At 71.0% G+C, this 23,079-nt stretch carries 21 protein-coding genes and 1 pseudogene; 7 read left to right on the top strand and 15 right to left on the bottom strand.

Features of this window, described 5'->3' with window-relative positions; genetic code table 11:
• The first annotated feature begins 8 nt into the window (after nucleotides 1-8).
• Together OO52_RS08315 and thpD are read left to right on the top strand one after the other, a co-directional pair.
• Nucleotides 9-413, top strand: coding sequence for an ectoine synthase (locus OO52_RS08315; protein WP_030642556.1), 405 nt, complete (start codon nucleotides 9-11; stop codon nucleotides 411-413).
• Between the two features lie 6 nt (nucleotides 414-419).
• Nucleotides 420-1,313 (top strand): ectoine hydroxylase, encoded by an 894-nt coding sequence (gene thpD / locus OO52_RS08310; RefSeq protein ID WP_030642555.1) that lies wholly within the window; start codon nucleotides 420-422, stop codon nucleotides 1,311-1,313.
• Nucleotides 1,314-1,373: 60 nt separating this feature from the next.
• Here the strand turns inward: thpD and OO52_RS08305 are convergent, their stop codons facing one another.
• From OO52_RS08305 to OO52_RS08290, 4 genes are all read right to left on the bottom strand, one after another.
• Nucleotides 1,374-2,435, bottom strand: a complete 1,062-nt coding sequence (locus OO52_RS08305) for an aminotransferase class V-fold PLP-dependent enzyme (RefSeq protein WP_030642554.1) — start codon at nucleotides 2,433-2,435, stop codon at nucleotides 1,374-1,376.
• A gap of 96 nt (nucleotides 2,436-2,531) precedes the next feature.
• On the bottom strand, nucleotides 2,532-3,251 hold the full coding sequence (locus OO52_RS08300; RefSeq protein WP_030642552.1) for a DsbA family oxidoreductase: 720 nt from the start codon (nucleotides 3,249-3,251) through the stop codon (nucleotides 2,532-2,534).
• A 106-nt stretch (nucleotides 3,252-3,357) separates the two neighbouring features.
• Nucleotides 3,358-3,963 carry a DUF1349 domain-containing protein gene (locus OO52_RS08295; protein WP_030642550.1) on the bottom strand — a complete coding sequence of 202 codons (606 nt, stop codon included), beginning with the start codon at nucleotides 3,961-3,963 and terminating at the stop codon, nucleotides 3,358-3,360.
• Nucleotides 3,964-3,994: 31 nt separating this feature from the next.
• A complete protein-coding gene (locus OO52_RS08290) occupies nucleotides 3,995-5,524 on the bottom strand; it encodes an aldehyde dehydrogenase (NADP(+)) (RefSeq protein ID WP_078876798.1) in 1,530 nt (509 codons plus the stop codon).
• A 153-nt stretch (nucleotides 5,525-5,677) separates the two neighbouring features.
• Between OO52_RS08290 and OO52_RS08285 the strand changes: the two genes are divergently transcribed.
• The 3 genes from OO52_RS08285 (at nucleotide 5,678) to OO52_RS08275 (ending at nucleotide 8,516) form a co-directional block, all read left to right on the top strand.
• Complete coding sequence (locus tag OO52_RS08285; protein WP_030642546.1) at nucleotides 5,678-6,451, top strand: IclR family transcriptional regulator; 774 nt, start codon at nucleotides 5,678-5,680, stop codon at nucleotides 6,449-6,451.
• 39 nt (nucleotides 6,452-6,490) lie between these two features.
• Entirely contained in the window at nucleotides 6,491-6,964 is a 474-nt protein-coding gene (locus OO52_RS08280; protein ID WP_030642544.1) for a GNAT family N-acetyltransferase, read from the top strand.
• A gap of 97 nt (nucleotides 6,965-7,061) precedes the next feature.
• Nucleotides 7,062-8,516, top strand: a complete 1,455-nt coding sequence (locus tag OO52_RS08275; RefSeq protein ID WP_030642542.1) for a peptidoglycan D,D-transpeptidase FtsI family protein — start codon at nucleotides 7,062-7,064, stop codon at nucleotides 8,514-8,516.
• A gap of 3 nt (nucleotides 8,517-8,519) precedes the next feature.
• Here OO52_RS08275 and OO52_RS08270 read toward each other — a convergent pair whose 3' ends face one another.
• Nucleotides 8,520-9,917: an NCS2 family permease gene (locus tag OO52_RS08270; RefSeq protein ID WP_030642540.1), complete on the bottom strand. Its 1,398-nt coding sequence runs from the start codon at nucleotides 9,915-9,917 to the stop codon at nucleotides 8,520-8,522.
• A 166-nt stretch (nucleotides 9,918-10,083) separates the two neighbouring features.
• On the opposite strand from OO52_RS08270, the gene OO52_RS52530 reads away from it, so the two are divergent.
• Both OO52_RS52530 and OO52_RS08260 read left to right on the top strand, forming a co-directional pair.
• A complete protein-coding gene (locus OO52_RS52530; RefSeq protein WP_234339494.1) occupies nucleotides 10,084-10,794 on the top strand; it encodes a SigE family RNA polymerase sigma factor in 711 nt (236 codons plus the stop codon).
• Between the two features lie 76 nt (nucleotides 10,795-10,870).
• A pseudogene (locus tag OO52_RS08260) lies at nucleotides 10,871-11,908 on the top strand (glycoside hydrolase family 43 protein); the annotation flags it as partial.
• A gap of 9 nt (nucleotides 11,909-11,917) precedes the next feature.
• On the opposite strand, the gene OO52_RS08255 reads toward OO52_RS08260, so the two are convergent.
• The 10 genes from OO52_RS08255 to OO52_RS08210 all read right to left on the bottom strand — a co-directional run bounded on the left by OO52_RS08255 (nucleotide 11,918) and on the right by OO52_RS08210 (nucleotide 23,069).
• The gene (locus OO52_RS08255) at nucleotides 11,918-12,715 is read right to left on the bottom strand and encodes an HAD family acid phosphatase (protein ID WP_030642534.1); all 798 of its coding nucleotides are present in this window, start codon (nucleotides 12,713-12,715) and stop codon (nucleotides 11,918-11,920) included.
• Between the two features lie 241 nt (nucleotides 12,716-12,956).
• A complete protein-coding gene (locus OO52_RS08250; protein ID WP_030642533.1) occupies nucleotides 12,957-14,063 on the bottom strand; it encodes a pectinesterase family protein in 1,107 nt (368 codons plus the stop codon).
• 77 nt (nucleotides 14,064-14,140) lie between these two features.
• A complete protein-coding gene (locus OO52_RS08245; protein WP_030642531.1) occupies nucleotides 14,141-15,457 on the bottom strand; it encodes a pectate lyase family protein in 1,317 nt (438 codons plus the stop codon).
• A gap of 17 nt (nucleotides 15,458-15,474) precedes the next feature.
• A complete protein-coding gene (locus tag OO52_RS08240; protein WP_030642530.1) occupies nucleotides 15,475-16,245 on the bottom strand; it encodes a rhamnogalacturonan acetylesterase in 771 nt (256 codons plus the stop codon).
• Nucleotides 16,246-16,349: 104 nt separating this feature from the next.
• Nucleotides 16,350-17,687, bottom strand: a complete 1,338-nt coding sequence (locus tag OO52_RS08235) for an ABC transporter substrate-binding protein (protein ID WP_030642528.1) — start codon at nucleotides 17,685-17,687, stop codon at nucleotides 16,350-16,352.
• Between the two features lie 49 nt (nucleotides 17,688-17,736).
• Nucleotides 17,737-19,239 (bottom strand): glycoside hydrolase family 43 protein, encoded by a 1,503-nt coding sequence (locus tag OO52_RS08230; RefSeq protein ID WP_030642527.1) that lies wholly within the window; start codon nucleotides 19,237-19,239, stop codon nucleotides 17,737-17,739.
• Nucleotides 19,236-20,117: a PmoA family protein gene (locus tag OO52_RS08225; RefSeq protein ID WP_030642525.1), complete on the bottom strand. Its 882-nt coding sequence runs from the start codon at nucleotides 20,115-20,117 to the stop codon at nucleotides 19,236-19,238. Before OO52_RS08225 ends, OO52_RS08230 begins: the two co-directional genes overlap by 4 nt.
• A complete protein-coding gene (locus OO52_RS08220) occupies nucleotides 20,114-21,256 on the bottom strand; it encodes a Gfo/Idh/MocA family protein (protein WP_030642523.1) in 1,143 nt (380 codons plus the stop codon). Before OO52_RS08220 ends, OO52_RS08225 begins: the two co-directional genes overlap by 4 nt.
• The gene (locus tag OO52_RS08215; RefSeq protein WP_030642521.1) at nucleotides 21,253-22,137 is read right to left on the bottom strand and encodes a carbohydrate ABC transporter permease; all 885 of its coding nucleotides are present in this window, start codon (nucleotides 22,135-22,137) and stop codon (nucleotides 21,253-21,255) included. Before OO52_RS08215 ends, OO52_RS08220 begins: the two co-directional genes overlap by 4 nt.
• On the bottom strand, nucleotides 22,134-23,069 hold the full coding sequence (locus tag OO52_RS08210) for a carbohydrate ABC transporter permease (RefSeq protein ID WP_030642519.1): 936 nt from the start codon (nucleotides 23,067-23,069) through the stop codon (nucleotides 22,134-22,136). The genes OO52_RS08215 and OO52_RS08210 overlap by 4 nt, the downstream gene beginning before the upstream one ends.
• Between the last annotated feature and the right edge of the window lie 10 nt (nucleotides 23,070-23,079).

Below are 23,079 nucleotides of genomic sequence, written 5' to 3'. Positions count from 1 at the left end.
TGCACCCCATGATCGTCCGTTCGTTCCAGGACATCGAAGGCACCGACCGGCACGTCAGAGCGAAGTCCGGTACCTGGGAGAGCAAGCGGATCGTCCTCGCCAAGGAGCGCGTCGGCTTCTCCCTGCACGAGACCATCCTGTACGCCGGGACGGAGACGTCGATGTGGTACGCCAACCACATCGAGGCCGTCGTCTGCACCAAGGGCGAGGCCGAACTCACCGACCACGAGGCCGGGAAGACGTACACCATCACCCCCGGCACCATGTACCTCCTCGACGGGCACGAGCGGCACACGCTGCGCGTCAAGGAGGACTTCCACTGCATCTGCGTGTTCAACCCGCCGGTCACCGGCCGGGAGGACCACGACGAGAACGGCGTCTACCCGCTGCTCACCGAGCCCGAGGAGGTGTGAGAGCCCATGACCACCGCCACCGTGAAGGACCTCTACCCGACCCGCGGCACCACCGAGGTGACCGTCCCCCGCCAGGACCCCGTCGTCTGGGGCGCCCCGGACACCCCGGGCCCGTTCCCGAACGCCGACCTCCAGGCGTACGAGCGGGACGGCTTCCTCGCCGTCGACGAGCTGATCGGCCCGGACGAGGTCGAGGTCTACAAGCGTGAGCTGGACCGGCTGGTCGCCGACCCGGCGATCCGCGCCGACGAGCGCTCGATCGTGGAGCCCAAGTCGAAGGAGATCCGCTCGGTCTTCGAGGTGCACCGGATCAGCGAGGTGTTCGCGGACCTGGTGCGCGATCCGCGCGTGGTCGGCCGCGCCCGGCAGATCCTCGGCTCGGACGTGTACGTCCACCAGTCCCGGATCAACGTCAAGCCGGGCTTCGGCGCGAGCGGCTTCTACTGGCACTCGGACTTCGAGACCTGGCACGCCGAGGACGGCCTGCCGAACATGCGCACGGTGTCCGTCTCGATCGCGCTGACCGAGAACCACGACACCAACGGCGGCCTGATGATCATGCCGGGTTCGCACCGGACGTTCCTGGGCTGCGCCGGTGCCACCCCGAAGGACAACTACAAGAAGTCCCTCCAGATGCAGGACGCGGGCACGCCGTCGGACGAGGCGCTGACCGCGCTGGCGAGCGAGTACGGCATCCGGCTGTTCACCGGCAAGGCCGGCTCGGCGACCTGGTTCGACTGCAACGCCATGCACGGCTCCGGCGACAACATCACGCCGTTCCCGCGCAGCAACGTCTTCATCGTGTTCAACAGCGTGGAGAACGCGGCGGTGGAGCCGTTCGCGGCGCCGGTGCGTCGGCCGGAGTTCATCGGAGCGAGGGACTTCACTCCGGTGCGCTAGCCGCCCCTCGATCACCGGGCCGGGACCTCCCGTGTGGGACGGGGTCCCGGCCCGGTCGTGTCAGCCGGACAGCGCCTCCAGCAGCCGGTCCACGTCGGCGGCCGTGTTGTAGAGGTGGAAGGCCGCGCGCAGGTTGCCCGCGCGATCGGAGACCTCGATGCCCGCCGCGCTCAACCCGGGCTGCCGGGAGCCGAGTCCGGGCACCGAGACGATCGCCGAGCCGGGTGCGGGCACCGGCTCGTGGCCGAGGCCGGCGAGACCCGCGCGGAACCGGTCGGCGAGGGCGAGGTCGTGGGCGTGGACGGCGTCCACACCGAGTTCCTCGATCAGCTCCAGCGAGCGCCGCAGACCCGCGAAGGTGAACAGGGCGTGGGTGAGATCGAACCGCCGGGCGGAACGGGCGAGTTCGGCCACCGGGCCGTAGCAGCTGTCCCAAGGCCGCTCGGCCGCGACCCAGCCGGCGAGCAGCGGGGTCAGCCCGCCGAGGTCCTCGGGGACGGTGAGGAAGGCGGCGCCGTGCGGGCCCAGCAGCCACTTGAAGGAGACGCTGGCCGTGAAGTCGTAGGCGTCCGCCTCCACCGGCAGCCAGCCGGCGGCCTGGGAGAAGTCGACGTAGGTGCGGGCGCCGTGGGCGCGGGCGGCCTCGCGCAGGGCGGGCAGGTCGGCGATCCGGCCGTCGGCGGACTGGGCGGCGCTGACCGCGACGAGCGCGGTGCCCGGCCGGACGGACTCGGCGATCCGCTCCAGCGGGACCGTGCGGACCTTGAGGTCGCCGCGCACGTGGAAGGGGTTGAGCACGGAGGTGAAGTCGTCCTCGGCGGTGAGGACTTCGGCGCCCGCCGGGAGCGAGGCGGCGATCACGCCGGTGTGCGCGGCGACCGAGGCGCCCGCCGCGACCCGGGTGGCCGGGACGCCGGCGAGCCGGGCGAACGCGGCCCGGCTCGTCTCCACGTCCTCGTACAGCGAGGTCAGCGGTCGGCCCTCGGCCCGCAGCAGCGCCGCCTCCTGGAGGGCGGCGACGGTGCGCGCCGGCAGCAGGCCGTTGCTCGCGGTGTTGAGGTAGATGCTCTTCGGGGTGAACTCGGCGCGGACGAGGCGGTCGAACGTCTCCGTGGTCTCCATGGGTCCACTCTGCGGCCCGGGGAACTACGCGTCCATTGCGAACTTTTACGTGGTTCCTCTTAGCGGCGCTTATACGACCGCCCCGACCTGCGCCTTTCAGCCCTGCTGAGGCACCGCGCACCCGTCCGGCCCGCACGCCTGGGCGTCACCCTGCTCGACCAGCTTCAGCGGCGAGCGCTCGCCCCATGCCTGGGTCAGCGCCTGGGTGAAGACCTCGGCGGGCTGGGCGCCGGAGACGCCGTACGTCCGGTCGAGGACGAAGAACGGCACGCCGTTCGCGCCGAGCTGGGCGGCCTCGCGCTCGTCGGCGCGGACCTCGTCGGCGTAGCGGGCCGGGTCGGCGAGTACCGCGCGGGCGGCGTCGGCGTCCAGTCCGGCCTCGACGGCCAGCTCCACGAGGCGTTCGTCACCCTCGGTGAAGACGGATCGCTCCTCGGCGAAGTTCGCCCGGTAGAAGATCTGGATCAGCTCGTCCTGCCGGCCCTGCTCCTTGGCGAAGTGCAGCAGGCGGTGCATGTCGAAGGTGTTGCCGTGGTCGCGGTCCCGGGTGCGGTAGTCCAGGCCCTCGGCGGCGGCCTGGGCGGCCAGGTTGTCCTCACCGGCCTGGGCCTGCGCCTCGCTCATGCCGTACTTCCTGGTCAGCATGGTGATCACCGGCTGCACATCGCCCTTGGCGCGGCCCGGGTCCAGTTCGAAGGAGCGGTGCACCACCTCGACCTCGTCGCGGTGCGGGAAGGCAGCCAGCGCCTTCTCGAAGCGGGCCTTGCCCACGTAGCACCAGGGGCAGGCGATGTCGCTCCAGATCTCGACGCGCATGTCTTCGGTTCTCTCCAGCTCGTACGGGCGCGGGGGCTCTCCCCAGACGGTATATGAACGTTCAAACAGCCCGTTTCATTCCCGAGCCCACCGCCTCACGCGCGCCTCAGCTGCCGTCGCGCAGATCGCTCGGGCCGCCGGGCCTGAACGCGATGTGGTCGAACCTGACCGCGCACCCCTCCCCCACCGGCGACTGCGCCATGAACCCGACCAGCGCGGCACCGGTCTCCTTCTCCTCGCCCAGGGTGAAGAACCGGACGAAGGTCCAGCGCGCACCGTCCCGGGAGGCGTGGAAGGCGAAGGCCCGCCCGGTCCGGCTGACCCGCAGCCACACCGAGTCCCCGTCCACCGTGAAGGAGTTGACGTCGTCGGAGTGCCCCCGGGTGACCACCGTGCACACGGTGGGCACGTCCGGGGAGTACTCCAGACAGAGCTTGGCCCAGTCCCGCTCGCCCACATGGACGTACAGCACCCCGGCGTCGAACGCGTCCCGGAAGCCCACGGAGACCCGGGCGATCAGCCGGAAGTCCCCTGCGGGCGGCGCACCGAGCAGCCGGGGCGCGTCGGAGGCGGGTTCCAGTGCGTCACCGTCGGGCGGCACGAACCGGTCCTGACGCGGACCGGCCCGCCCGGTCAGCACACCGTCCTCGAAGGACCAGTCACCGTCCGGGCCATGGGCCTCCAGAGGGAAGGGCACCTCGGGAATGTCCAACTCGGTCAACCTCTCCTCACCCTCTACGGCGCTACCGCTCCAGGACCCCGTTGAACCGCCGGGGAAGTCCCAGGGGGTTGTCGTCCTTCAGCTCGGCCGGCAGCAACGCCTCGGGCGCGTTCTGGTAGACGACCGGCCGCAGCCACCGCTCGATGGCCGTACCGCCCACGGACGTGGACGTGGACGTCGTCGCCGGGTAAGGCCCCCCGTGATGCTGCGCGGGCGCCACCGCGACCCCCGTCGGCCAGCCGTTGACCAGCACACGCCCGGCCAGCGGCGTCAGCTCGGCCAGCAGCTCCGGCCCCCGCCCCCGCCCGGCGGCCTCGTCCGAGGACACCTGGACGGTCGCCGTCAGGTTGCCCGGCAGCCGCGACAGCACGGCCGTGGCCTCGGCCTCGTCCGCGTAGCGGGCCACCACGGTGACCGGCCCGAAGCACTCCTCCAGCAGCAGGTCGTACGCCCCCTCCGCGGTCAGCTTCTCCGCCGGCACCGTGAGGAACCCGGCGCTGACCACGTGTTCGCCGCCCGCGCCCGGGGTGACCGGCGTCTCCACGTCCGGGAGCTCCGCGCGCTCGGCCACACCGGCGATGAAGTTGTCCCGCATGCGGTGGTCGAGCAGCACCCCGGCGTCGGTGTCGCTGACGGCGTCGGTCAGGGACTTCACCAGCCGGTCACCGGCCGCGCCGGACGGCACCAGCACCAGGCCGGGCTTGACGCAGAACTGGCCCACGCCCAGGGTCATCGACCCGGCGAGCCCGCCGCCGATCTCCTCGGCCCGCTCGGCCGCGGCGGCCTCGGTGACCAGGACCGGGTTCAACGAACCCAGTTCGCCGTGGAACGGGATCGGCACCGGGCGCGCGGCCGCCGCGTCGAACAGTGCCCGGCCGCCCCGTACCGAACCGGTGAAGCCGGCCGCGGCGACCAGCGGGTGCTTGATCAGCTCGACGCCCGCCTCGAAGCCGTGCACGAGTCCGACGACGCCCTCGGGGATGCCGTGTTCGGCGGCGGCCCGGCGCAGCACCTTGGCGACCAGCTCGGACAGGGCCGGGTGGTCGGGGTGGGACTTGACGACGACCGGGCAGCCCGCGGCCAGCGCGCTCGCGGTGTCGCCGCCGGCGACGGAGAAGGCGAAGGGGAAGTTGGAGGCGGAGTAGACGGCGACGACGCCGAGCGGCACCTTGTAGCGGCGCAGGTCCGGGACGGGCGGGGTCGCGGTGTCGTCGGGGTGGTTGATGATGACGTCGAGGAAGGCGCCCTCGTCGACGATGTCGGCGAAGGCCCGCAGCTGGTAGCAGGTGCGGGCGAGTTCGCCGGTCAGCCGGCCGGGGCCGAGCGCCGTCTCGGCGTCGGCGGTCTCGACGAGGCCGTCCTTGGCCGCGTCCAGGCCCGCGGCGGCCGAGCGCAGGAACGCGGCGCGGACCGTGCGGTCGGTGAGGGCGTCGCGCGCGGCGTGGGCCGCCCGGACGGCCTCGTCCACCTCCTGGGCTGTGGCCTCCACCGCAACCTGCTCACGCTGCTTCCCGGTGCGCGGGTCGACACTCCAGACTGGTGCTGCTGCCACCGCGGGTCCCTCCCAGTAAAGGCCGCATTGTCTACGACGATCCAGGCTCACCCATCAGTCGCGTTCGATATACTGAACGCTGTCTCTGATGATGAATATGCTGCTCGGAGACTATATAACTCAGGTCCTCGTCGAACGAAGGGGTCAAGGGCGATGACGGCAGGCGACACAGGGGGCGGGGCGCAGGTCAAGTCCGCGGTACGGACCGTTGAGCTGCTCGAATACTTCGCCGGCCGGCCCGGTATGCACTCCCTCGCGGCGGTCCAGGAGGCCGTCGGGTATCCCAAGTCCAGCCTGTACATGCTGCTGCGCACGCTCGTGGAGCTGGGCTGGGTGGAGACGGACGCCACGGGCACGCGGTACGGCATCGGGGTGCGGGCGCTGCTGGTCGGTACGTCGTACATCGACGGCGACGAGGTGGTGGCCGCCGCCCGCCCGACCCTGGACCGGCTCTCCGACGACACCACGGAGACCATCCACCTGGCCCGGCTCGACGGCACCAACGTGGTCTACCTGGCCACCCGGCAGTCCCAGCACTATCTGCGGCCCTTCACCCGGGTGGGCCGCCGGCTCCCGGCCCACTCCACCTCCCTGGGCAAGGCGATCCTCGCCAGTTACAGCGACGAGCAGGTGCGCAAGCTGCTGCCGGAGACGCTGCCCGCGCTCACCGAGCACACCATCACCGACCGGGAGAAGCTCATCGAGGAGCTGCACCAGGTCCGGGAGCAGGGCTTCGCGGTCGACCGCGAGGAGAACACGCTGGGCCTGCGCTGCTTCGGCGTGGCCATCCCGTACCGCACACCCGCGCGGGACGCCATCAGCTGCTCGGTGCCGGTGGCCCGGCTGACCCCCGCCCACGAGCAGATGATCAAGGACGCGCTGTTCGACGCGCGGGACCGGCTGACGCTGGCGACCCGCAGGCTCTGACCCCGCCGGCCGCGGTCCGGGGGCCGTAGGCTCGGTCGCATGGAGATCGCGCTGCGGGCCGTACGGGACGGCGATCTGCCGGTGTTCTACCGGCAGATGACCGACCCGGAGGCCGTCCGGATGGCCGCGTTCGGCCCGGAGGACCCGTACGACCGGCAGGCCCTCGCGGCCTACTGGCAGCGCATACGGAACTCCTCCGCCGTGCTGCGCACGGTCCTGGCCGACGGGGAGGTGGCCGGCAACGCGGCCGTCTACGGCGTGCCCGGCGAGCGCGAGGTGACGTACTGGATCGACCGGGCGTACTGGGGCCGGGGCGTGGCGACGGCCGCGCTGCGGGCCCTGCTCGCCGAGGTTCCCGAACGGCCGCTGTACGCGCGCGCGGCGGCCGACAACCGCGCGTCGCTGCGCGTCCTGGAGAAGTGCGGCTTCCGCGAGGCGGCCCGGGCCCGGGGGTACGCGAACGCGCGGGGCCGGGAGATCGAGGAGGTCGTGCTGATCCTGGAGGCTTCCTGAACGCGGGCCTCGGTGAACGCCCCCCGACATGAACGCTCGATGAGAAAAACGGTCGTACGGGAACGATTGCCCCCGTCCCGCTCGTCTTCCCAGCGGGATGAACAAGACGATCAGGCGGGCGTCCGTCTTCGCGCTGCTGCTCGTACTCGCCCTGCTGGTCAGGGCCACATGGCTGCAGTTCTACGACGGCAAGGCCCTCGCGGACGACAACGACAACCGGCGGAACGCGATCGCGACCTACTCGCGGCCCCTCGGGAACATCATCGTGGCCGGGGACGCGATCACCGGCTCGGCACGGACGAAGGGAAGCGACCTCGCGTACAAGCGGACGTACACGGACGGCAAGCTGTACGCGGCCGTGACGGGTTACGCCTCACAGGCCTACGCCCCCACCCAGCTCGAGGGCATCTACAAGGACCTGCTCAACGGCACGGACAACCGGCTGAAGACCGTGATGGACACCGTCACCGGCGAGCGCGCCGAACCGGGCAACGTGCTGACGACGATCGACCCGGCGGTGCAGAAGGCGGCCTACCGCGCGCTCGGTGACAAGAAGGGCGGGGCCGTCGCGATCGACCCGAAGACCGGCAGGATCCTCGCCGTGGTGTCGACACCGTCGTACGACCCCTCCGCGCTCACCGACGCGAACACGGCCGGCGCGGCCTGGAAGACGCTCAACGCGGACAAGGACAAGCCGCTCACCAACCGCGCGCTGCGCCAGCCGCTGCCCCCGGGCTCGACGTTCAAGCTGGTCGTCGCGGCCGCCGCGCTGGAGGACGGGCTGTACGAGAACGTGGACGAGCCGACCGACAGCCCCGATCCGTACCGGCTGCCGGGCACGGTACGCGACCTGGCCAACGAGAACAGGTCCGCGCCCTGCGAGAACGCCTCGATCCGCGTCGCCCTGCGGTACTCGTGCAACAACGTCTTCGGCCACATGGCCGTCCAGCTCGGCCAGGACAAGGTGAAGGCCATGGCCGAGAAGTTCGGCTTCGACAACGACGAGCAGGACGTGCCGGTGCGGGCCTACGCCAGCGTGTACCCGTCCGGCATGGACCAGGCGCAGACCGCCCTGTCCGGCATCGGCCAGTTCGACGTCACCGCGACCCCGCTCCAGATGACGATGGTGTCCGCGGCCATAGCGAACGGCGGCAAGCTGGTCTCGCCGCATATGGTCTCGCAGATCACCGACAGTGGCGGCGATGTGTTGAAGGACTATGACGACAGCGCCGGCACCAAGGAGATCATCAGCTCCACCACCGCCGAGCAGCTCCAGTCGGCGATGGAGACGGTGGTGAAGGACGGCACCGGCACGAACGCGCTGATCGACGGGGTGACCGTCGGCGGCAAGACCGGTACCGCCCAGCACGGCGAGAACAACAGCAAGACGCCGTACGCCTGGTTCACCTCCTACGGCAAGTCCGACAGCAACGGCAAGGAGGTCGCCGTCGCGGTGATGGTGGAGCAGTCGGACGCGGCCCGCTCGGAGGTGAGCGGCAACGGCCTGGCGGCGCCGGTGGCCAGGGCGATGATGCAAGCGGCCCTGAAGTAGGCCTCACTTCACGCCGAGGACCTGCTCCACCGGGTCGATCGCGAAGTACACCAGGAACAGCGCGGAGACCGCCCACAGCAGCCAGTTGACCTCCCGCGCCTTCCCCACCACCGTCTTGACGACGACGTAGGCCAGGAACCCGGCGCCGATCCCGTCGGTGATGGAGTACGTGAACGGCATCGCGGCGATGGTGAGGAACGCCGGGACGGCGATCTCGTAGCGGTCCCAGTCGATGTGCTTGACGTGGGTCATCATCAGGAAGCCCACGGCGATCAGCGCGGGCGCCGCCGCCTGGAGCGGGACGATGGTCAGCAGCGGGGTGAGGAAGAGGGCGAGGCCGAAGAGGCCGCCGGTGACCAGGTTGGCGAAGCCGGTGCGGGCGCCCTCGCCGACGCCGGCCGCCGACTCGATGTAGGCGGTGTTGGAGGAGGCGGAGCCGACACCGCCGGCGACGGCGGCGGCGCCGTCGATGAACAGCACGCGGCCGATGCCGGGCACCTGGCCGTTCTCGTCCAGCAGTCCGGCCTCCGCGGTGATGCCGACGATGGTGCCCATGGCGTCGAAGAAGTCCGACAGGATGAGGGTGAAGACCAGCAGGACGGCGGTGAGGACACCGGCCTCGGCGAAGCCGCCGAACAGGCTGAAGTGACCGACCAGCCCGAAGTCCGGGGCGGCGACGACCTTGTCGGGGACCTCGGGCGTGGTCAGACCCCAGCTCTTGACGTCGGCCACGGCGTTGATGACGATCGCGACCACGGTCATCGTCACGATGCTGATCAGGATCGCGCCCTTCACCTTGCGGGCGAGCAGCGCGATGGTGAGCAGCACCCCGAGGCAGAAGACCAGCACCGGCCAGCCGGTGAGCCGGCCGACGGCGCCGAGCTGGACCGGGACGGTGGTGTGGGCGGCGTCCGGGACACGGCTGACGAACCCGGCGTCCACGAAGCCGATGAAGGCGATGAACAGGCCGATGCCGACGCCGATGGCCTGCTTCAGCTGCTGCGGGATGGCGTTCATGATCGCTTCCCGGAGCCCGGTGAGCACCAGCACGCAGATGACGATGCCTTCGAGGACGACCAGGCCCATGGCGTCGGCCCAGCTCATCAGCGGGGCGAGCTGGAAGGCGACGACGGCGTTGAGGCCGAGGCCGGCGGCGATGGCGAGGGGCAGATTGCCGCCGACTCCCATGACGACCGTCATCACACAGGCCACCAGGGCGGTGGCGGTGACGAGTTGGCCGGTGTCCAGGGTGTGTCCGAACTTGTCCTTGGCGCTGCCCAGGATGATCGGGTTCAGGACGAGGATGTAGGCCATGGTGAAGAACGTGGCGAAGCCGCCGCGTATCTCGCGCCCGAGCGTGGATCCCCGCTCGGAGATCCTGAAGTACCGGTCGACGGACATGGTCCCACTCCTCGTCAGCTGAAGATCGGTCTGCGCATGCTGGCTGGATTGTTCCCCTGTCGAACCTGTTTCAGGTTTTCTCCGTGTTACGTCATCGCGTTCGGCCTGCCATACGGTGTCCGACCGCCCGAACAGCACACAGAGCCGCACCGAGAAGAGGTCACCCGTGGGCACGGTCGTGGACGACGCCGCCGCCGTGGAGTTCCATGCCTTCTTCGAACGGCACTACGCCGAACTCGCGTGTCTCGCCCATGTGTTGACCGGCGAGGCCGACGTCGCCGACGATCTGGCCGCGGACGCGCTGCTGGCGCTGTGGCACCGCTGGGACCGGGTGCGCGCGGCCGACCATCCGGTGGCGTACGCGCGGGGCGTGGTCGCGAACCTGGCGCGCACCAGGATCCGCGGCGCGGTGCGCGAGCGGCGGCGGATCGCGCTGTTCTGGCCGCGCGGTGAGGAGCGGACCGAGAACCCGGACGTCGCCGGCGTGGTGGACGTCCAGGAGGCGCTGCGCAGGCTGCCGTTCCGGAAACGGGCGTGCGTGGTGCTGCGGCACGCGTTCGACCTGTCGGAGAAGGACACCGCGCTCGCCCTCGGGATCGTCAGCCAGAGCGTCACGGAGCAGGGCGGGTTCGTCGTCTTCACCTGGAGGCTCAAGGAAGGGCGGACGGTACCGGCGGGTGAGTGGGTCTTCGCGGGGCAGTACGGCCATGAGCGCGGCGGGCGCGATGCGGGAGACGACAGCTATGTCATGACCGGGGTGGCCGGGGGCCGCGCCTACACGGTGACCGGCGACTTCGCCCCGCATGACGGCGCGTGGCCCGGCGGCTCGAAAACGACCGAAACTTTCGGCCGCCCCGGTCCCGCGCCCATCGATTGACGCGGTGGGCCGCACTGATGACACTCCGAGAGCGCACAGCACCCGACAGAAACCCTCACGCTCACACAGGACGGTCATGCGTCGTCTCGGAATGCTGCTGGTCCCGCTCCTCGCCCTCCTCCTCGCCCTGCTGGCCGCGCCACCAGGCTCCGCCCACACCGCGCGCGCCAAGTACGCCGGTTATCTCTTCGTCTACTTCACCGGCGAGGGCACGGCCGACGGCGAGCAGATCCGCTACGCGCTCAGCCAGGGCAACGATCCCCTGCACTGGAGGGAGTTGAACGACGGACAGCCGGTGCTGACCTCGACCATCGGGGAGAAGGGGCTGCGCGACCCGTTCGTGATCCGCTCCCCCAAGGCCGACAAGTTCTACCTCATCGCCACCGACCTCAGGATGTACCGCGACAGCAGCGGCAGTTGGGACCAGGTCCAGCGGCACGGCAGCAGGTCCGTCATGGTGTGGGAGTCCACCGACCTGGTCCACTGGACCGACCAGCGGCTGGTGAAGGTGGCGCCGGACAACGCGGGCAACACCTGGGCGCCGGAGGCGTACTGGGACAGCCGGTGGCAGGAGTACGTCGTCTTCTGGGCGTCGAAGCTGTACGCCGCCGACGACCCCGGCCACACCGGCTCGACGTACAACCGCATGCTGTACGCCACCACGAAGGACTTCCGCACCTTCAGCGCGCCCCAGGTCTGGGACGACCCCGGTTACTCGGTCATCGACTCGACGGTCATCAGGGACAAGGGGACGTACTACCGCTTCACCAAGGACGAGCGGGACCCGGGTTCCAGCTCGCCGTGCTCGAAGTTCATCACCGCGGAGAAGGCGCGGGACCTGACCGACACGTCGTACGACTTCGTCGCCGACTGCGTCGGCAGCGGTGCCCTCCAGCGGGGCGAGGGGCCGACCGTGTTCAGGTCCAACACCGAGAAGAAGTGGTACCTCTTCATCGACGAGTACGGGCTGCGCGGCTACGTCCCCTTCGAGACCACCGACCTCGCCTCCGGCACGTGGACCCCGTCCACGGACTACGCGCTGCCCGCCAGCCCCCGCCACGGCACGGTGCTGCCGGTGACGGAGGCCGAGTACGAGCGGCTGCTCAGGACGTACGGATAGCGCTCAGCCGACGAAGTACGTCGGGTTCGGCAGCTTGTACGTCCGGTCGGCGTGACCGCCGTCCAGGTCCGAGTACTGGTCGCCGAAGTTGGCGATGATCTCGTAGCCCAGGTCGTCCTCGATGTGCTGACGCGTCCCGGACTTGTACTGCACCGTCGTGCAGTTCCAGGTGCCCGGGGTGGCGCAGTCCTTCAGGTAGGCCGGCGGGTTGGCCTTGTCCTTGAGGAACATGTGGCCGGCGTCGAGGTTCACATCGGCGCCGACCTTCTTCAGGTTCTCCACGGCGCCGGCGCGCTGGGCCTCGCTCAGGCCGGAGTTGTAGAAGACCTCGACGCCCTTGGACGCGGCGTACCGCACGAGCTCCGGGCTGCCGAAGACGGCGGGCCGGTCGGCGCGGTTCACGTAGTCGTTCCAGGTGCTGGAGTTGTACGTGTAGTTGTACCGCTTCTCGTAGTCGAGGCTGAGCAGCAGCGTGTCGTCGACGTCGAAGACGACGGCCGGCTTCTCGCCCTGGTGGCGCGCCTTGCGGGCCGCCTTGTCGATGTAGCTCTTGGCGTCGGCGTCTATGCGCGCCAGGTCCTTGGCGTACGGGCTGTCCGGGGACGCCTGGTAGACGCCGTTGCTGTCGGCGGTGGTGCCGTAGTAGGTGTCGATGTCCTTCACCAGGAGCCCGATGTTGTACGGCTCGTGGGTGGAGTTCGCCGTCGACTGACCGGCGGTGGCCGCGCCCGCGCCGTACAGCGCCGCGCCGGCGACGACACAAGCGGCACCGGCCGCGACCGCCTTGAGGGACTTCCGCATGGATTCTCCGGATCTGGTGGATGAGAGTGATGTACCAGGTCAGGACTGTCTACGCGCATCACACAGGCAGGGCGAGCCCTGTTACCCGATCGATACGCGGTCTTGTTCCACCACCCCTGGAGCATTACCTTCCGATTGCCTTGTTCCGGTGCCCCCTTGACCCGGTGGCCCTGGGGGCCGGATACCGCGAGTGCGAACGGGGGATCGAAGAAGCCGCCCTTTTGCTCGGTGCGTCCGCGCGTCAGCACTCCCTCCAGGGCGCCCAGTCCCCCAGGTAGGCCGCTCGCGTCGCCGACTCGGCCTGTGCGGATGTCAGTTGGGGGCGGTTCTCCGGGACGGTGATCTCGGCTCCCGGGCCGGTGTCGCGGTACTCGCGGAAGCGCATGGACTGCCAGGGATACGCGTCCCGCATGTTCGCGTAGGGGGCGACCGCGTCGATGCCGGGACCGAGCCAGGTGTCGCGGACGGTGAGCATCGGGCGGGCCGTGGGGTCGGAGCCGGGGACCCAGGGACGGGCCAGCTTGTAGGCGGCGCCCGGTGCCTCGCTGGTGACACGGCCGCGCGTGACCAGGTAGCCGCGCGGATTGGCGGCGGCCGTGGAGGGCGCGAAGACGAACCCGTAGGGCGCCGCGGCCAGGTCGGTCCGGTTCAGGGTGTGGAACCGGCAGCGGTCGAACACCGCCGTCGCCCGGCCGAAGACGAAGTCGACGTCCCCCTCGACGTGACAGTGGGCGTAGTACTGGCGGGCGAAGGCGTCGAGGGCCGTGGAGTCGGCGTACAGGGTGTCCTGGTGGCCGAGGAACCGGCAGTGCACGAAGGCGCCGCGGTCGCCCTGCGCCTTGAGGGCGACGGCTTGGGTGCCGCTGATGTCCGGGTGGCCGGCGCGGAGCCAGTCGTTGGCGAAGGTGATCCAGCGGGCGGTGAACCCGTCGGCCTGGACGGTGGCCGTCGCCGAACCGGAGGTGCCGTAGGTGCCGCCGCCGGGCTTGGGGGTGCCGGCCGCGCGGTCGTACACGATCACCACGTCCCTGGGGTTCTCCGAGGCGCCGATCCACGTCATCTCCGTACGGCCGGCGTCGACGGTCACCGTCTCCCGGTAGCTGCCGGGGGCGATCACGAGGGTCCGGCCGCTTCCGGTGGCGGCGGTCACCGCGGCCTGCACGGTGGTGAAGTCGCCGCGCCCGTGCGGGTCGACGTACAGCGTGCCCGGGGTGCGGCGGCGGGCCGGGGAACCGTGGCGGCCGAACGGGCGCGGCACCCCGGCGGCGCGCGCGGGACCGGACGTGAGGGCGAGCGCGGTGGCGGCTCCGGCGCTCGCGGTGAGGAAACCCCGTCTGGACGGATGCATGGGTGTGCTCCTTGGGATGCGGCTGTGGGCAGGAGGCCGGGCCGGGGTCACGCCCCGGCCCGGTCGCGGCAGCGCGGTCAGCACAGGTGTCCGGCGCCCGCGCGGTGGTCGACGAGGCCCGGCACGGCCTGCGGCCGGTCCACCCGGGTCCGCAGCACCGGCGTCCATCCGGCCCCCGACTGGAGGATCTCGCCGGGCACCTGCGCGTTGTGGACGGCGACGAGGTCGGTCGGCACGCCGTTGACGTGGTTGTCGGCGGCGGTGACGGGCGCCTCCTTCCACTTCTTCAGGATCGAACCGGCGCCCACCCCGGCCGGCAGGGTGAAGGCGTTGTGCTCGGCGACGAGCTGGGACTCCATGCCGATGCCGTAGCTGTAGGAGTAGCCGTCACCGGCGACGAAGTGGTTGTTGTACGAGTCCACCTGTCCGAAGCGGACGCGCGGGGCCCGCTCGACCAGGTTCCGGAACAGGTCGTGGTGGAAGGTGACCTTCAGATGGCCCCGGTCGACGGCGGCCGTGGACGCGCTGTCGCTGTTGCCGATGAGGATCGTCTTGTCGTGGTCCTCGAAGACGTTCCAGGAGGCGGTGACGTAGTCGGCGCCCTTGACGATGTCCAGCTCGCCGTCGTGCTGCTGGTGGATCCGGCCGTAGTACGACGGCAGGGTGCTGTCCGGGTGGTCCCCGTCGGTGAACGTGTCGTGGTCCATCCACACGTGCGTCGACCCGTGGATCACGGCACTGTCGTACTCGGAGTTCCAGTTGCCGTCGGCGGTGTCGGTCGGGTCCCACTGCGGGAAGCAGTCGAGGGGGCTCTCGAAGCGCAGATTGCGGACGATGACGTTGTCGACGCCCTTGATCTGGAGGCTGGCGCCCTGGAAACCGGCGTTCCGGCCGATGCCGACGATCGTCGTGTTGGCGGGGACGTCCGCCTTGATGAAGGCGTCCTGGCGGGCGGCGGAGGCGCGGCGCAGGCCCTCGGGGCTGCCGTCGGGCTCGCCGTCGAGGTTCGTCGAGCGCCCCCACACCGCGGGGTCGTAGGTCTTCAGGTAGGCGGCGAAGTCGTACCCGGGGACGGCGAAGGAGGCGCAGCCCGGCCCGTCGGCGTCGACGGTGCCCTTCACCCGGACGATCTTCGGCGCGCTGCCGCCGTCCGCGAGGGCCGCCTTGAACTGCTCCCAGGTGGTGACGGTGTACACGTGGGCGGAGTCGGCGGCGGCCCCGCCGGTCGTCCCGGTCCCGTACGCCGCCCAGCCGTCCTTGGCGGGCAGCACCTGCCGGTCGGGGCCGGCGCGGTGGCCGGACCGCGCGGACGCGGTGCCGGTGACGGCGAGGACGAGGGCCGTGCAGCCGGCCAGCACCGCTGTGACACGTCCATGACATCTCTGTATGCGCACTGTGGGGTTCTCCTCGGCTATGCGGGTGGCCAGGTGATCCAGGAGGTGGGTATGTCCTCGTGCAGCCGTACGACGTCGTGCCGGGCCGCCACCCGGGTGCGCAGCAGCTCCCGCGCCACGAGCCGGGCCACGGCGATCGCGCCCGGCGGGTCGAAGTGCGTGTTGTCCTGCTCGGTGGCGGTCCAGTTGAAGTAGGTCTTGGTCTCCTCCACCCCGAGCCGCTGCCACAGCGCGAGCGACAGCGCCTCGATGTCCAGCAGCGGCACCCCCTCGGCCACGGCCAGCGCCCGCATGGCCGCCGGGTAGTCGCCATGGGTGGGCAGGGCGTTGCCGTCTCCGTCGAACCTGCGGCGCTCGACGGGGGTGGCGAGAACGGGGCGCGCCTTCCTGTCCCGTGCCCCGTCGACGTACCTCCGCAGGTACTCCTGGTACGTCGTCCACGGCTCGGTGTACCGGGCGGGATCGGTGGACTTCTCGTCGTTGTGCGCGAACTGGATGAGCAGGAGGTCGCCTGGGCGGATGCCGGCGAGGATCGCGTCGAGCCGCCCTTCGTCGACGAAGCTCTTCGAACTCCGCCCGTTCACGGCGTGGTTGGCGACTTCCACCTCCTTCCGGAGAAAGAAGGGCAGTGCCGTCCCCCATCCGGTCTCGGGAGCTGCATCGGCGTATTTCTGGGCGGCCGTCGAATCACCGGCGATGTGGAGCGTGCGGGATTCCCGCCGGGAACGGCCGACGAGGGGAACGGTGGCAATCGCGGCGGAGGTGACCTGCCTACGCGTGAGGGACAAGATCGGCGCCTTTCCGACGCAGGGGAAGCCTGAAGGGGCGCGGGGAACTGCGCGACCGGCCACGTCCGGCCCGCAGCCCCCCGCGGCGGAAACCACCCGGGCTCTCAGTGGTTCTTCTTCCAGTCGGCCTGCGCCTTGTTCAGCTGCTCGGCCAGGATGTCCAGGAACTGCTTCGCGCTCATCTTCCCGAGCAGCAGCTTCTGGAAGTTCGGCTCGTTGTCGGCCTTGGAGATCGTGTTCCAGTCGGGCAGGTAATAGGGCAGCTGCACGATCTTCGTGTCGCCCCCGTTCAGCGCCTCGGCCGCCAGCTTCGTCGGCTCGGCCTGCTGGATCCACGCGTCCCCGGCCGCGTCGGTGTTGGCCGGGACCTGCCCCGCCGACTCGTTGAACTTGGAGTTCTCCTTGGCGGAGAGGGCGAACTCGATGAACTTCCATGCGGCCGCCTTGTTCATGCTCGACTTGAACAGGCTGAGTCCGTCGACCGGGTTGGAGACCTGCACCCGGGTGCCGTCGTCCCGCGTGGGGTTGGGAATGCCCCGGAACTTGTCCTTGCCCAGTGCCTTCAGATGGTCCTGGTACGACCCCAGGTTGTGGCTCAGCATGCCGATCGTGCCGCTGTCCCACTGGGCGACCATCTTCGTGAAGTCGTTGTTCACGTCGGCGGACGGGGTGTCCTTCTTGTAGAGCGCGACGTACTTCTCCAGAGCGGCCACGTTCTCGGGGTCGTTGACGGTGGTCTTGTCGCCGTTCCAGAACGACGTGATCCCGGTCTGGCCGTACACCGCGTCGAGGGCCGGCGCGATGGCACCCTCGCCGCCGCGAATGGTGAAGCCGAACTGGTTCCTGCCCTTGTTCGTCAGCTTGTCGGCGGCCTCGTAGAACTTCGACCAGGTGGTCGGCGCGTCCAGGCCGGCCTTCTCGAACAGGTCGGTCCGGTACCACAGCGTGCCGTTGTTGGCGGAGGTCGGCACCTGGTACAGCCTGTCCCCGCCGCCCGCCGCCCTGCTCACGTCGATCAGGTTCCGGCTCAGCTTCCCGTTCAGCGGGCTCTTCTCCAGCCGGCCGTCCAGCGGCTCCAGCGCGCCCTGGGCCGCGACCTCGGCGAGCATCGCGGTGCCCACGCCGCCGACGTCCGGCAGGCCGCCGCCCTGGATGGCGGTGTCGTACTTGGACTGGGCGCTGGCCGCCGGGATGCCGACGTACTTGACCTCGATGTCCGGGTTCTCGTGCTCGAAGTCGGCGATGATCTGCTTCCAGATGTCGGTGCGGACACCGCCGTTGTTGTCCCAGAAGGTGATCGTGCCCTTGCCGGAACCCTCGTCGCCCTTCTCCCCCGCGCTGCCGCTGCCGTCGTCGCCGCAGGCGGTGGCGGTCAGCGCGAGGACGGAGCCCAGGGCGACGGCGAGGGCGGCGCGCCTGCTTCTGCGGATGCTTCTTCTCATGGGTCGGCTCTCTTCTGCTGGATCCAACGGGGACATGACGGTGTGGAGCTCAGTGGGGCGTGATCCGGAACCGGGTGAAGGTCGCCGCGCCCGCGGGTCCCGGTCCCTCGGGCGCGGTGGCGAACAGGCCGAGCAGGGCGCCCACCCAGCGCCAGGGGGTGGCCGCGAAGACGGGTCCGGACGGGTACGGGCCGTCCCCGACGTCGTACCGGAACCGGCAGCGCGCCCCGGCGCCGGCCTCGATCCGCAGCCGCGCCCGCCCCTCGGGGGCGAGGCACGACACCCCGGCGTCGCGCTCTTCGTCGGCGGCCACCTCCGCGAACCGGTGCACGAGCCGGACCGTCCCGTCGGCCCCGCGCTCCAGCCCGATCCAGGCGTAGGCGTCCCCGAGCACCGCGAGCCCCGCCCGCGCGCCCGGCTCGATGCCGTCCAGACGCAGCTCGACCTCGATCGTGCTCGGCCGGCCGGGCAGTCTCTGGGTGAGGACGTTCGGCAGTTCGCGCAGGTCACCGGCTTCGGCCGAGCGGACGCAGGTCAGCCGCAGCCCGTCCGCGGAGTGCTGGGTGGCCCAGCCGTCGCCCGGGTTGGCGGTCCACTGCCACTGCCGGCCGTACCGGCCGCCGGGGAAGTCGTCGTCGGTCGCCGGAGCGGCGGGCGGCTGCGGCGGGAGGTCCGGCCGCCGGTGTCCGGCGACGGGGGCGCCCTCGTCGCCGAGGACCGGCCAGCCGTCCAGGCCCCAGCGCATCGGCTGGAGGTGGACGACCCTGCCGTACGCGCCGCGCTGCTGGAAGTGCAGGAACCAGTCCTCGCCGGCGGCGGTGCGCACCCAGCCGCCCTGGTGCGGCCCGTTGACGTCGGTGTCGCCCTGCTCCAGGACGATCCTCTCCTCGTACGGGCCGAAGAAGCCGCGCGAGCGGAACGCGCCCTGCCAGCCGGTCTCCACTCCCCCGGCGGGGGCGAGGATCCAGAACCAGCCGTCGTGCCGGTAGAGCTTGGGCCCTTCCAGGGTGAACCAGCCGGGGATGCGGTCCCCGTCGACGATCACCTCGCCCTCGTCGAGCAGCGAGGTGCCGTCGGGGTGCATCCGGTGGCCGGTGAGACGGTTCTTCACGCCGGAGCGGGACTTGGCCCAGGCGTGCACGAGGTAGGCCTCGCCGGTGTCGTCGTCCCACAGCGGGCACGGGTCGATCAGGCCCTTGCCCGGCTCGAGGAGGTGCGGGCGGGTCCAAGGACCCCGGATCTCGGGCGCGTTGACCTGGAAGACGCCCTGGTCCGGGTCGCCCCAGAAGATCCAGAAGCGGTCGTCGTGGTGCCGGATGGACGGGGCCCAGACCCCGCGGTCGTGCCGGGGCCGGGCGAACTCCTCCTCGGGTTCCAGGCGTTCGAGGGCGTGGCCGACCAGCGTCCAGTCGACCAGGTTCCGCGAGTGCAGCAGCGGCAGGCCGGGGGCACGGCCGAAGCTGGAGGCGGTGAGGTAGAAGTCGTCGCCGACGCGGACGACGTCCGGATCGGACCAGTCGGCGTTCAGGACCGGGTTGCGGTAGGCGGTCACTGGCTCACCGCCTTGCGGACCAGGGCCGCCGCCTCCTCGCGGGCGGGCCGGCCGTCGGCGACGACGGTGACGACCCGGCGTACGACGGTCTCGCCGGGCGGCACGGTCAGCCGCTCGGAGTGCGCCAGGGAGGAGCCCACCCCGGGGTACTCGGCGGCCCGGACGAACCACGGGTCCCGGCGGGTGTCCTCGGTGGCGCCGGCGAAGACCAGCGTCCAGCCTCCCCCGCTCTCGGCTCCGCTCGACCGGGGGGACCCCCATCCGGCCAGCGCGAGCCAGTCGGCGCGGCTGCCGTGCACCTCGCTCTCACCCTCGCGGTCCGCGGTGAAGACCTCCGGGGCCCGGGACTCCTTGGGGGCCCGCCAGAAGAAGCCGCCGTAGGCCGCGCCGGGCCGGCCGTTGGTGGCGGGGCTGCCGATCGACAGCGGCTCGGGGGTGACGTTGGTGAGGGAGAAGGTGAAGTCCAGCGCCCAGGCGGTGCCGGTGAGCCCGGTGGCCGCGACGGTACGGCGCTCGCGCAGCAGCTCGGTGCCGGCGGCGACCCAGCGCAGCTCCTCCACGAAGCCGTCGGGGTCGCGGAGCTGGAAGCCGGTGTGCCGCTGGGCGCCGTGGTTGCCGAGCTCGGTCGGCCCCCGGTCGCGGACGAAGGTCCGGCCGCCCCAGAAGTTGTGCCCCTCGACGTCGGGAACGGCGACACCGACGCCGAGGTGGTGTGCGTGGTCGGCGGGGCCCGCCTCGGTGACCGCCGTGCCGCCCAGGGTGGTGACGGGGTGCAGGAAGGGGCGCGGGGAGAGCCGGGCGGGCAGTTCGGGCCGGGTGACGTAGCGGCCGACCGGGCGGCCCGCCACCCGCAGGACCAGGCTTTCGGGGGACGTCATCGGGTGCTCACCTCGTTCGGCAGGGCCCAGGCGGCGCCGAGTTCGGAGTAGAGGGCGAGGGTGTCGGCCGCCGCCGCGACCAGGCCCTCGATGCCGGGCACGATCCGGCGGTGTTCGGCGGGCAGCGGGCGCCAGGCGTGCTCGGGGAGCGGCGCCGGGTCGGGGGCAGTGCGGACGGCCTCGACGACCCGCATGAAGGCGGCGGTCGCGTCCGGCGGGACGAGCAGCTCCGCGCCGTTCTCCAGGTGCGCGACCAGGTTCTCCAGCAGATCCGTGCGGCCGTACTCGGTCTCCTCCGGGCCGTGGCCGGTGCGCTGGAGCAGCACTCGGTCCTGCTTGTACCAGAAGGTGATCCGGCCTCTGCTGCCGTGCACCAGCACGTACGGCTCCCCGGGGTGCTCGGCGCACAGGGTCGCCGCGACCGTGACGGGTCCGCGGGGGGTGCGGACGCGGACGCAGGAGGTGTCGTCGGACTCGATGGCGTTGGCGCGCAGCAGTTCGGTCTCGATGCCGGTGACGTCCTCGGCGCGGGTGGTGCCGAGCAGGGCCAGGCCGGTGGCGACGGCGTGCGCGAGGGGGTTGGTGAGCACCCCGTCGACCACGTCGGCGCCGTTCAGCCGGCGCCGGCCCGCCCAGGGCGCCCGCCGGTAGTAGGCCTCGTCCCGGGCCCAGGCCCCGGCCCCGCCCACCCCGATGACCTCGCCGATCGCGCCCTCGGCGACGAGGCGGCGGATCGCGGGCAGCGCGTGCGAGCCGAGCGACTGGAAGCCGATCTGGCAGGCCACCCCGGCCTCGGCCACCCCGTCGGCCATCCGCCGGAACTCGGCGTACGACGGTGCCGGCGGCTTCTCCAGCAGCAGGTGCGCCCCGCGCGCGGCGGCCGTGAGGGCCAGGTCGGTGTGGGTGGGGATCGGGGTGCAGACGACCGCGATCCGGGCGCCGGTCGAGTCCAGGAGGGCGCCGAGGTCGGCGGACTGCTCGGGCGTGCCGAGTCCGTCCGGGATCTCGTCCCCGGTCAGCGGGGTCAGTTCGCAGATCCCGGCCAGTCGCACGAGGCCGGCGGCCCGCAGCCGGCGGATGTTGTCCAGGTGCCGGCGGCCGTGGCCGCGCGCGCCCGCCAGGACGACGTCGACGCTCATCCCTTCACCGCCCCCGCGCTGAACCCGGTGATCAGCCACTTCTGGATGAAGGCGAACACGATCACCACCGGTACGGCCGCGACGATGCCGCCCGCCGCCAGGGCGCCCAGGTCCACGCTGTCCGCGCTCATCAGGGTGTTGAGGCCGACCGGGATGGTCTGCTTGCTCTGGTCGGAGAGGAACATCAGGGCGAACAGGAAGTGGTTCCAGGCGTGCACGAAGGCGAAGGAGCCGACCGCGATCAACCCCGGCCGCAGGAGCGGGAGCACCACGATCCGGAAGGCGGTGAACCGGTTGCAGCCGTCCACCCAGGCGGCCTCCTCCAGGGAGTACGGCACGTTCCGGATGAACCCGCTGATGAGGATCATCGACAGCGGGAGCTGGAAGACGGTCTCGGCGATGATCACGCTGCCGAGGGAGTTGATCATCGACAGCTTCGCGAAGATCTGGAACAGCGGCACCAGCAGCAGCGCGCCCGGCACGAACTGGGAGCACAGCAGGGCCAGCATGAAGCCGCGCTTGAGACGGAAGTCGAAGCGGGCCAGGGCGTAGCCGCCGGCCAGGGCGACCACGGTGGTCAGCACCAGTGTGGCGAGGCCGACGTAGACGCTGTTGGTGAAGTAGGTGCCGAAGGCGCGCTCGGTCCACACCTTCTCGAAGTGCTCGAAGGTCATCGGCCACGGCACGAGCGAGGTCGAGCCGGCCGGGCGGAGCGCGAAGAGCAGGATCCAGTAGAAGGGGATCAGGGTGAAGAGGAGGTAGACGGTCAGGGGGAGGTAGATCTGCCAGCGCGGGACCTCGTCCCACGCGCGGCGCCTCCTGCCGGACCGGGCGGGCGCGGCCGTCACGCGCTCGGGCGCGGGAGCGATCTCGGTGATCACTTGGAGCCACCTCCGAACTTGCTCAGCCGCAGATAGACGATCGAGCAGAAGAGCAGGATCACGAAGGCCACCGTGGTCAGGGCGGAGGCGTAGCCGAAGTTGTGGGCGTCGACGCTGGTGTTGGCGATGTAGAGGGGGAGGGTGGTGGTCTCCCCGGCGGGTCCGCCGCCCGTGAGGGTGTAGAGCAGGTCGACGTTGTTGAACTCCCACACCGCGCGCAGCAGCGTGGACAGCACGATGGCGTCCTTCAGGTGGGGCAGGGTGATGTGCCAGAACTGCTTGAGCCGGCTCGCCCCGTCGACCTCGGCGGCCTCGTACAGGTCCCGGGAGACGGACTGGAGGTCGGCGAGGATGAGGATCGCGAAGAACGGCACCCCGCGCCACAGGTCGGCGACCACGGCCGCCGGGAACACCGTGGAGGTGTCCGACAGCCAGCTGGTGCCGTAGGAGCCGAGCCCGGCGTCGGCGAGGTAACGGGTGATGCCTGTCTGGGAGTTGTAGAGCAGCACCCAGATGGCGGAGGTCAGCACGCCGGAGACGGCCCAGGGGGAGAAGACGAGGGCGCGGCCCAGTGCCCGGCCCACGAAGGTCTGGTTGACGATGAGGGCCAGGGCGAGACCGAACAGCAACTGCAACCCGACTTCCACCAGGACCCACTTGGCGCTGAAGGTCAGCGTGTCCCAGAACTGCGGGTCGTGGGCGAAGGCCTGGGTGAAGTTGTCCAGGCCCGCGAAGCCGTTCCGCCACGGCTTGGTGGGGTTGTAGTTCCGCAGGCTGTAGTAGAAGACGCTGAGCACCGGGTAGGCGATGAAGCCCAGCATCAGCAGGGCCGCCGGGGCGATCAGCAGGTACGGCAGCCTGCGCGGGGTCGCGGAGGCACGGCGCCGCCGGGGTGGCGCGGGCGGTTTCGCCACGGCTGCGGCTTGGGCCATGACTGTTCTC

It is taken from the genome of Streptomyces flaveolus (assembly GCF_000716535.1).
Classification (GTDB): Bacteria; Actinomycetota; Actinomycetes; order Streptomycetales; family Streptomycetaceae; genus Streptomyces; species Streptomyces flaveolus_A.
Note: the sequence above shows the minus strand (reverse complement) of the source record. Positions and strands in the feature narration are given on the sequence as shown.